General features: G+C 53.0%; 8 protein-coding genes and 1 pseudogene. 3 read left to right on the top strand and 6 right to left on the bottom strand.

All coding sequences use genetic code 11. The features are described 5' to 3' along the window. A partial coding sequence (gene pgeF / locus R6U67_RS17865; RefSeq protein ID WP_410253799.1) for a peptidoglycan editing factor PgeF occupies positions 1-699 on the top strand: 699 nt, incomplete at its 5' end. Here pgeF and R6U67_RS17860 read toward each other — a convergent pair. The 4 genes from R6U67_RS17860 to R6U67_RS17845 form a co-directional block, all read right to left on the bottom strand. After that, positions 669-938, bottom strand: a complete 270-nt coding sequence (locus tag R6U67_RS17860) for a YciI family protein (protein WP_410253798.1) — start codon at positions 936-938, stop codon at positions 669-671. The two genes, pgeF and R6U67_RS17860, sit on opposite strands and share 31 nt — an antisense overlap. 133 nt (positions 939-1,071) lie before the next feature. Then, on the bottom strand, positions 1,072-1,284 hold the full coding sequence (locus tag R6U67_RS17855) for a cold-shock protein (protein WP_068787857.1): 213 nt from the start codon (positions 1,282-1,284) through the stop codon (positions 1,072-1,074). A gap of 407 nt (positions 1,285-1,691) precedes the next feature. Next, positions 1,692-3,047: a DUF697 domain-containing protein gene (locus R6U67_RS17850; RefSeq protein ID WP_410253797.1), complete on the bottom strand. Its 1,356-nt coding sequence runs from the start codon at positions 3,045-3,047 to the stop codon at positions 1,692-1,694. Between the two features lie 193 nt (positions 3,048-3,240). Continuing rightward, on the bottom strand, positions 3,241-3,927 hold the full coding sequence (locus tag R6U67_RS17845; protein WP_410253796.1) for an N-acetylmannosamine-6-phosphate 2-epimerase: 687 nt from the start codon (positions 3,925-3,927) through the stop codon (positions 3,241-3,243). Between the two features lie 221 nt (positions 3,928-4,148). Here R6U67_RS17845 and R6U67_RS17840 point away from each other — a divergent pair, with 221 nt between their 5' ends. Next, on the top strand, positions 4,149-4,904 hold the full coding sequence (locus R6U67_RS17840; RefSeq protein ID WP_410253795.1) for a peptidylprolyl isomerase: 756 nt from the start codon (positions 4,149-4,151) through the stop codon (positions 4,902-4,904). A gap of 193 nt (positions 4,905-5,097) precedes the next feature. Next, complete coding sequence (locus R6U67_RS17835) at positions 5,098-7,260, top strand: DNA polymerase III subunit gamma/tau (protein ID WP_410253794.1); 2,163 nt, start codon at positions 5,098-5,100, stop codon at positions 7,258-7,260. A gap of 4 nt (positions 7,261-7,264) precedes the next feature. Here R6U67_RS17835 and R6U67_RS17830 read toward each other — a convergent pair whose 3' ends face one another. Both R6U67_RS17830 and R6U67_RS17825 read right to left on the bottom strand, forming a co-directional pair. Beyond that, the gene (locus tag R6U67_RS17830; protein WP_410253793.1) at positions 7,265-8,689 is read right to left on the bottom strand and encodes a glycosyltransferase; all 1,425 of its coding nucleotides are present in this window, start codon (positions 8,687-8,689) and stop codon (positions 7,265-7,267) included. Positions 8,690-8,714: 25 nt separating this feature from the next. Beyond that, positions 8,715-9,898, bottom strand: a pseudogene (locus R6U67_RS17825) (RNA-guided endonuclease InsQ/TnpB family protein); the annotation flags it as partial.

The raw sequence follows: 9,898 nt of genomic DNA, 5'->3' as shown, positions 1-9,898 counted from the left end.
TTGGTCGAGAGTTTAACGACGGATGCTGTTGTCTATCGGACCCATCAGGTTCATGGCAATCGCATCGCCGCGACGCAGTCACTTCACCCCATCTCGGCGACTCATCGCGGCACCACCGAGGAAGCCGATGGACTGGTGAGCGATCGCCCCGAGGAATCCGTCTGGGTTTGTACAGCGGACTGTACCCCCGTCTTGATTGCAGATGTTGACCGAGGATCTGTGGCGGCGATTCACTCCGGCTGGCGGGGAACAGCGGCCAAAATTGTTCCGGAGGCGATCGCCCAATTCTGGAATCGTGGCAGCGAAACCCCAAATCTCCGGGTGGCCCTCGGGCCAGCCATTTCTGGGGAAGTCTACCAGGTCTCGTTAGATGTGGCGGCCCAAGTGGCGGCCACACTTCTACCGGGAAATCCTCACCAGGAACGTGAAGCCATGATTGCCGCACTCTCGGACTTCGATGATACCCCCGTCTTGCCCGATGTTGAACCGGGAAAAGTGCGACTGGATGTCCGGCGGGCCATCATGCACCAACTTCAGCGGCTGGGACTGGTTCCCCAACAAATTGCCATTTCCCCTCATTGCACCTACCGGGACCGCGATCGCTTTTTTTCCTATCGCCGCACCCAGCAAAAACAGGTGCAATGGTCAGGAATTGTCAATCATCGAGGTCAATCATCGACCACCAAACACCATTCATAGAGATCGTAGGTGACGCAGTCGTTCAACACCAGAGGGTCTTGTTGGACAATCGCTTCGGCCTGTTGCATCGATTCTGCCTCAAACAGCAACATCCCACCGCCTCGACGGTTCCAGTAGCCACTGCGGGCATGATGTCCCTTTCGATTGAGGGCTTTGACATAGTCGACATGGGCCGGAACATACTGATCAAAGGTGGACTTGTCCACAATCCCACTTTCAATTTTGGCAAACCAAGGCATGACGGAAAGGCGCTAGTCCTGAACGCTAACTACAGGTGACGCTCTCTACTGTACCGTACTGTGTTAATCACGAGTAGACAGCAAAAAAGCCCCGATGGTCGGGGCTTTCAGAAATTCAAATTTAACCTAACGCCTAAATCACGGTGACGTTTTGGGCTTGAGGACCTTTCTGTCCTTGTTCAACGGTGAACTGGACTTTTTGACCTTCTGCGAGGGTTTTGAAGCCGTCGTCAACAATGGCTCGGAAATGGACGAACACATCAGGTCCGCCGTTTTCCTGGGTGATAAAACCAAATCCTTTCTCTTCGTTGAACCACTTGACGGTTCCGGTAACTTGACTTGACATAATTGAGTGTATCCTGGGTAAAAACTGGATTTGGTCAAAGAAAACTTCAGAGTCTTCACGATGCGCTTGGGGTTCTAGTCCGTATCGTCGTTTCTTGACCGCTTTGGTGTTGATCGCCTATCCCCTCAAGACTCGAACTTAAGCCTACCAATAAAACCTAGGAATTGTCAAGCCTTAATTTAAAAATTTAGGGTCAACTTTCTCGAAGGTTTCCCACAAAATTGTTGGGCAAGGAGCCTTCATTTTTGCCAAGTCTCGACCAACTTTCCTTAACGGGTGGGCAATCCAGGTTTTGGAGACCTCCAATTTTTCCGGCAGTCGACCCAGAGTTTGGGAGAAAAATCGAGGAATTTTTAGGCAAAAATTTCCGAATTTGGGCGAATCATGTCTAGCCCTGGAGCCGTGGCTTAGGCCGGTTTCGTGGCAAAGCGATCGCCGGCTTGACGAATTAACGATTGAACAAAGGCTTTGCGACGATTTTTCTCAAACACCTGTTTCACAATCGCTGCAAACCGTTCCCCATTCAGAATCGCCCCACCCTCACGAGCGGCCAGTTCATCGCACTGCTCAAAATACTCAATTAAACTCAACCCCGCAATATGCGTCAGGTACGCCGCACTCAACCCCTGAGTCGCGCCCCCGGCCACAAAGGTAATGGGATTGTGTTTCAAAGCCGTGGTGACCAGTTGGGTTGACACTTCGACTAACCCCAATTTCACCAAAACCTCCGCCAAGGTTTTCGCCGCCGCTTTCGCTTGGTCCAGTGATAACCGTTGCTGATAGATTTTGCCCAAGTTCATCACCAATTGCACATTGACCGCCGCCGTCGCCAATAAATCTAAACTGGGAACCGGATTCCCAAAGGCCGCCGCCGCTGCAATCCATTGGGATTGACGAATCAGGGGCAAGGCCCGCTGACGACGGAAACGGTTAATCTCGCGGCGGATGTCACTCCGTAAGGCTTGTGCGGCTCGGTAACTGGTGGCCCAGATCAGGCTGGGAGCATCTTGGTGCAGCGTCTCTAAACATTCACTGAGGGCCGCCAGTTCCGGGGCTGGGGTTGTTGTGGAGGTTTCAACACTATGGTCGGGCTTATATTGGCGCACTTCAATGGGACTGGGGGCCGCAGCGATGGCGAGAATGCGATCGCCCCGGAGATAGGGTTCAGCCTGTTGACGAATCCGACCTAAAATCTGAGCCTGTTGTTGGGGAGGATGGCGATCGCTTTGATTCCACACGAGAATTAACGCCTGTCCTGTGGCTGTTATCCTCTCAACCCAATCCAGCTCAGATTCTCGAATATCGCCATCAACCACAAACACGAGAACATCGGCCCGTTGAGCCTGGGCCAATAGCGTCGCATCCTCTCGTTGCAGACAAGCGGGTAATTCCTGAATTTCGACATCTAAGGTAGACCCCATCGCCAGTTCAGCCTCTAATGCTGTCACTAAGGAGGTTTTGCCCACAGACTTGCGGCCCGTCACAGCGATCTGAAGGGGGCGAGTCTCATCGGTCGCGACTAATGCCTCGAGTTGCCCTTCAAATGCCTCGACTCGAGACGACTCAGAGATCTCTGGCGATAACTCTGATGACTCCGATAACTCACATTCGCGGGCTAAAATCCCTAGGCTGGCCCGAACTCGATTTAAAGCTTGCTCAACTTCGGCCCGATTGATTTGGGTTAGCCGGGGTTCAGCGGTGGCGGGGGCCGTGTTACGCCCCAACCCCCAAATCACGGCCCCTACGATAATGAGCCCCCACACACCCCAGTCTCCGAAATCAGTAAATCGATTGCCTAAACTATCAAAAAGCCACAAGGCGCCTGAGGCCCCAAGCCCAAAGACTAGAATTGGTTGCTTGACGATCCCTACCATGATTACTCACCACAATGCTGCAACCCCACTTCGCCGGGGCTGCTTTCCATCCTATCGTTAAATGGGTCGCGCTACGGGTCGCCTACTGCCCCAATATCGCCTTGTGATAGCGCTGAACTAAGATATCTATCCCCGTAATCGCAGTGCCAACCACAACGGCGTTAGCGCCAATTTTAAGCGCCTGTCGTGCCATCTCTGGCGAGGCAATCCCCCCTTCACAGATGATGAATCCCGGACAACTGGCCAGGATATCCTTGAGTAAGTCCCAGGCTGGCGGGGTTTGACCCTCGGTGGTGGCGGTATAGCCGTAGAGCGTCGTCCCGAGGATCTCGATTCCCAGTTGGGCCGCCGTCTGAGCTGCGTCGAGGCTGTCGATATCTGCCATCATGGTGGTTCCTAACTGGGACTGGACTCGTTGCACAATCTCCGCTAGGGTTTCTCCCTGGGGACGAGGCCGTTCGGTGGCGTCGAGGGCGATAATATCGGCCCCGGCGGCGGCGATCGCCGCTGCATGGTGAAATTGTGGGGTAATGTAAACATCGCTATCGGAACAGACCTGTTTCCATAAGCCGATAATGGGGGTGTTTGGGAGTTGCTGACGAACCGCTTGCACATGGGCCGGGGTATCGACGCGAATCCCCACGGCTCCTTGGTTGACGGCGGCTTGGGCCATGGCCGCAATGATGGTCGGATTGTGGAGGGGAGAGTCTGGAGGAGCTTGACACGAGACAATGAGTCCGGCTTCTAGGGATGAAAGGGCGATCGCCATGGACAGTTCTCGAAGGCTTAGAGTGAAAATCGGCTTGAGGCTATTGTGCCAGAGTTTGCGGTGGGAAAGTGCGTTAAGGTGCGATCGCGGGAACCTTTCTCAATGAGTCCATCTCAATGAGTCCAATTCTGATTTCTCTGATCAGCGGCTCAATTCAAGGTATTAGAGAACGTATCTAAGCCATCTAGGGGGTTCCCCTGTCCACATCACAGCAACGGATTATGACTGACAATTTCATTACCATTGATGACCAGGCAATTTCTTTAAAACAGGCCATTGGTTATCTCAATACAACTGGCGATTTACCGAAGTTTATTCAACGGATTCTCTACCGCCATATCATCGAGCAAACTCTGAGCCAACGCTTAGATATTGCCGTTGAACCTCAGCAAATTGAGCAGGCGATCGTTAACTTTCGGGTTCAAAACCAACTCACAGATCCCAGCCGCTTTGAAGAATGGCTCAAATCTCAAGGGTTGAGCTATGATGCCTTTCAAAAACGTGTCTCAGAATCGCTGCGGGTTGAGCTACTCAAGCAGAAAGAAATCCAAAATGATGCTCGTCAGTATTTCAAAGACAACAAAGCAGCATTAGACCGGGTTGTTTTGTCCAGAATTGTGGTTTTAGCTCAAACTTTAGCCACTGAAATTCAGCAACAGCTTGCCGCCGGGTCAGCTACTTTTGAATCTTTGGCAAAACAACATTCGATTACGAATGACAGTTCTGTGGGGGGGATGATGGGAACCCTACAACTAGGACAGTTACCACCGGAAATTCGCCAACAGCTCAATGGACGCAGCGCGGGTGATATTATTGGTCCTCTGGAGGTGGAAGGACGCTATACAATTCTACGGATTGAACAAGTCCTTCCAGCCGCCTATGAAGGGGATCTGCGTAAACAACTCGAAGAGCGATTTTTCGCCCAATGGTTACAAACTCAACTCAAAGACCACGAAATTAAGCTCAATGTTGAGTAGGTCTTTTTCATCTCGTTCTTAGGTTTTTTGAATACCCTCTATATCCTGGTTTTTTGTTTCAAGGCGGGCGGATTTAGGGGGTATTTTTATGTTTGTTGTTTGCCAGATTTTTTTATTTACAAAGTCTTCATCTTATCGTAAAATAGAAGGTAAGAAAAAAATTATACCAAATCCCTAGCTTTCATTATCTCCCGTGGTTTACGAGCCTTTACACCACAAATATCGTCCTGCCACGTTTGCCGATTTAGTCGGACAGACGGCGATCGCCAGCACCCTAACCAACGCGATTCGTCAAGAGCGTATTGCCCCAGCTTACCTATTTTGTGGACCGAGAGGAACCGGCAAAACCTCTAGTGCGCGGATTTTCGCGAAATCTCTCAATTGCTTGAGCGGCGATCGCCCCACCGAAACCCCCTGTGGAACCTGTGATACCTGTCGCAGTATCGCCCGAGGCTCTTCCCTAGATGTCATCGAAATTGATGCCGCCAGTAACACCGGAGTCGACAACATTCGCGAACTCATTGAACGGGCGCAATTTGCCCCGGTTCAAGCGCGTTATAAAGTCTATATTATCGACGAATGCCATATGCTGAGTACAGCGGCATTCAACTCTCTCTTAAAAACCCTAGAGGAACCGCCCGCTCACGTTATCTTCATCCTCGCCACCACCGATCCGCAACGAGTCTTACCGACCATTATTTCCCGCTGTCAACGGTTTGACTATCGGCGGATTCCCCTAGATGCTATGACTGGGCATTTACGCTACATTGCCCAACAAGAGGCGATCGCCATCAGCGACGAAGCCATTACCCTCATTGCCCAACTGGCACAGGGTGGCTTACGGGATGCCGAAAGTGTCCTCGATCAACTTAGTTTACTCCCCGAAGAAATTGACGTTGAACGGGTTTGGGATCTCGTTGGAGCCGTTCCCGAGCGAGATTTACTGACCTTACTTGAGGCGATCGCCGCCAACAATCCCCAGCGTGTCTTAGAACATTGTCGCTATCTGCTCGATCGCGGACGAGAACCCCCAATCGTCATGCAAAATCTCGCCGCCTTTTATCGAGATTTACTCATTGCAAAAACCGCTCCCCAACGCAACGATCTCGTCGCCGTCACCGCCAACACCTGGGAGGCCCTCTGTAACTTCGCTAAACAGTGGGATGAATCCCTAATTCTGGCCGGTTCCCAACATTTACGAGCCTGTGATAGCCAAGTTCGCCAAACCACTCAACCCCGTCTCTGGCTAGAAGTGACCTTACTAGGGTTACTTCCAGGAAACCTACAGCGTCCAGCGATGGCCCCACCGGTGATGGCTCAACCGGCGATGGTTCAACCCACTCAAGCAACTGGCCCGGCCGCAATCCCTCCGGCCAGCGTACCGCCTGCAAGTCCCACGCCAGTCCCAGCGGCGGTTTCCCCAACCCCGGCCTCACACCTCCCCGCCGCCGCCTCAGCCGCAACGAAGGAACCCGCTCAAACGGCTCCTATGTCAGCGGTTCCATCACCCGTTCCATCACCCGTTCCATCACCAGCTCCCTCGCCGGCCCCATCCCCGAATATCAGCCCCGAGGAGACAGGAACCTACAATCTGCCTCAAGTTTGGCAACAGGTAATCGAACGACAACGATTAGCAACCAAAGAACTCTTACGCCAACAGGGTCACTTACTGAAATTTGACGGTCAAACGGCTCAGATTGGGGTGCCGAAAGCCCTCATCAAAATGGCAGAAACGAAAGTTCCTGACATCGAAGCGGCCTTTGGCAAAATTCTAGACAAACCTATTCGCGTCAGCATCGTTTCGTCCCAGGGACAAGGAAGCGCACCAGCCCAGTCAAATCCCCCAACGCCGGCGCCTCGGGCTGCGATCGCCTCCCCCCCCGCGTCCACTCCAGTTCACCCCTCTCAGACCCCCTCAGCCACCGCATCAGGCTCGTCTGAGGTCTCCCCAGCCACGGCAACTTTGGACTCCCCTCCCTGGGATAATTCGCCCGCGAATCCCAATACGGCACCGGCACATCCACCGGCAGGATCAGAGTCAAATACATCAGAGTCAAATACATCAGAGTCAAATACATCAGAGTCAAATACAACCATTGCAACCCCCGACCCCCCAGAACCAGCGATCTCCCAGAATGGCTCAGTCGCCACAGACCCCCGAAATACCTATCAAGATCCCCATCAAGATCCCCATCATCAGCCAGGGAGTCCTCATCTGGCCAGTGCTGGGACAATTGAGGATAGCTCGGGTCGCACTTGGGAAACCGAAGAACTCAACAATGTAGCTGAGCAATTTGCCCAATTCTTCAATGGAGATGTGGTGGAGTTGGACGATGACCTCGATTTTGAACTTTGACCCGTTAACTGGGTTCGGGGACTCCTCGGTGAACCGTTTTGACCCATTTGAGCCGTTTGGGGCGAAACGCTAGCCGAGCGGTGGTACTGGCCATGACTAACAGCCAATGCAACATATACAGGGTTCCCTGAATCGTGTCACGCAGCAACAGAGGCCAGGGTTGCCGTTGCTGGGTGACACGATTCACCCGTCGTAGGCCCAAGAACATCCAAACTAAGGACAGACTAATGGTTAGGGTGGTCATGGGGCTAAATAGGGGCAGACGAGTCCGCAGCAGAGAGAGCAACAAATCCGGGAAGGCGGCGGTGGGGAGCAGATATTGAATCCAAAGGAAGACGATTAAGTCAAGCCGTTTTGAGAAACTCAGCCGTCGGCCGCACAGAAGTCGCCAATAGTCGAGATAGCGTTGATAGCCACCTTCGGCCCAACGGGAGCGTTGATGCCACAGGGCCAGGGTTTCGGTCACGCCTTCTTCGCGAACGGTGGGAGTCGTCACACAGTCGATGTCCCAGCGGTCCAGATGTAGGCGTAGGGTGAGGTCGAGATCGTCGGTGATGGTTTCTTCGTTGAAATAGCCGCAGCGTTCGAGGGCGGTGCGGCGAATGACCTGTCCGTTGCCTCGCAGTTCGCCGATTCCACCGACGGCCACCCGTTGTTCTTGCAGATAGGCATCTAAAATCATTTCTGCCCGTTGTCCCTGCGTCCAGAGGTTTTCGGCGGCGTTGCTGATGGCTTTGCGGACTTGTACGGCGCCGATGCGATCGCGCTGAAATAGGGGCAATACCCGCCAGAGGAAGTCGGAACTGACTTGAGCATCGGCGTCAAAGATGGCGATGATGTCTCCTTTGGCGAGTTTCACGGCTTGGTTGAGCGCCCCGGATTTGCCGCCGCGAGCGCTGTGATCGCGATGGAGGACTTGTAGGCGATCGTAGGTTTGACTGAGCGTATCGAGCAGTTCTGGGGTTCCGTCACTGCTGTTGTCGTCGATGGCCCAAATCTCATAGCGATCGCCGGGATAGTCAATCTGATTCAACATCTCAATCAGTGGGGTGATGGCCGCTTCCTCGTTTTTGGCCGGAATCAGAAACGAGACATAGGGAAGTGGGCCATCGGTGGATAAGGGGGCGAGTTGACGACGAGGGGGGGGTAGGACAATGGTTCTGAGAGCATGAACGCCCACGAGTCCGGTGAGTCCCCAGACAAGCCAGATTCCCCAAGAGACAAAATGTAGCCCGATGACAATCCCCCAAATGAGCAGTAACACCAGGGCCGCCTTGCCTCGTCGTCCGGCATAGCCTCGATAGGAGGAGGATAACTCCCCCGAGGTGCTGACTGATGAGGGTGGCTCTACGGGGCGATCGGACAAAATTGTATGTAAGGGTTCCCATAACTGAGAGGGATTGCGATCAAACCAAAAATTTACGGGCATAGTGGGGGTTTGTTGTGCTGCATTCTCACGAAAAAGGGCTGTAGCTGTGAGACCAAGCTACAATCTCAAAATATCTCAAAGTACTCTCTACATTGACATCCTCTCCCAGCAACCCTAACGGCTATGCCGGGAGATTCCCTGGGTCGCCCCAAAGATTTCCTGCTTCAACAGGTGCCAGCTAGACTGGGTGACCCCAGCCCCCGCTGCATCCCCTCCACAGGCATTTTCGATTCCCCGTTGCCCACGGGTACAGATAACTTGTCCACTGGCTACATCACGGGGTTTGATTGACCCGCAGTTATGGCAGTGATGAATCCGGCTTGAAAGGTCTTTGCGAACCTCGGCCCCACAATCGGGGCATTCCTGGGAAGTGCCACGAGCATCCACCTTGCCGTAAAACACATCACGCTTCCAACACACCCAGGGAAGGATTTGGTTTGTGAACTGTCCCAGTCCAGCATCGAGGGTGTGTTGGCCCAACATCCCTTTAGCCATAATGCGGAAATCCAAATCTTCCACGAAAACCATCCCTGCACCGTCACAGAGGTGATGAGCCAATTTGAAATGCCAGTCTTTTCGCGTATCGGCAATCCGTTGATGGACTCTCGTAATTTTCTTCTGGAGTTTCAGCCAGTTAGCTGACCCCTTCTGCTTTTTCTTCAATCGGCGTTGCAGCGATTTCAGCTTGCGTTGCAGTTTGTTGAAAAAGCGAGGTCGCTTGACCTGTTCTCCATCAGACGTTGAGAGAAAGTATTCCAGGCCCACGTCAATCCCCACCGGATGTCCATGAGGCATCACCGCAGGAATCTCGACATCAGCCTGAAGGCTAAGCATGACAAAGTACCCCGATGCCTTGCGGACAATTCGAGCTTGCTTGACCTGGAACACCTTTGGTATTTCCCGTGACCAGCGAACCCGAACCCAGCCCAGTTGCGGCAGCTTTATCCCCTCATCAGACACGCCGTTTTTGAGCATCTGGGGGAAGACAAAGCTTCGCATCCGCTTGGGCTTTTTGAATCGTGGTAATCCCGAACGCTTTAACCGCCACGACTCCCAGGAGGTTTCCAATTTTCGGAGAACCTGCTGAAGAACCTGAGCGTTGACCGTCTTGAGCCGAGGAAATTCCATCTTGGCAGCGGTCAAACGCTTAGCCTGAACGTGGTAGTTAGGAAATGGTGTATCGGCTGGCAAGATGAACTCCTGCCGTAT

The organism is Sodalinema sp. (genome assembly GCF_046483825.1).
Taxonomy (GTDB): Bacteria; Cyanobacteriota; Cyanobacteriia; order Cyanobacteriales; family Geitlerinemataceae; genus Sodalinema.
Note: the sequence above shows the minus strand (reverse complement) of the source record. Positions and strands in the feature narration are given on the sequence as shown.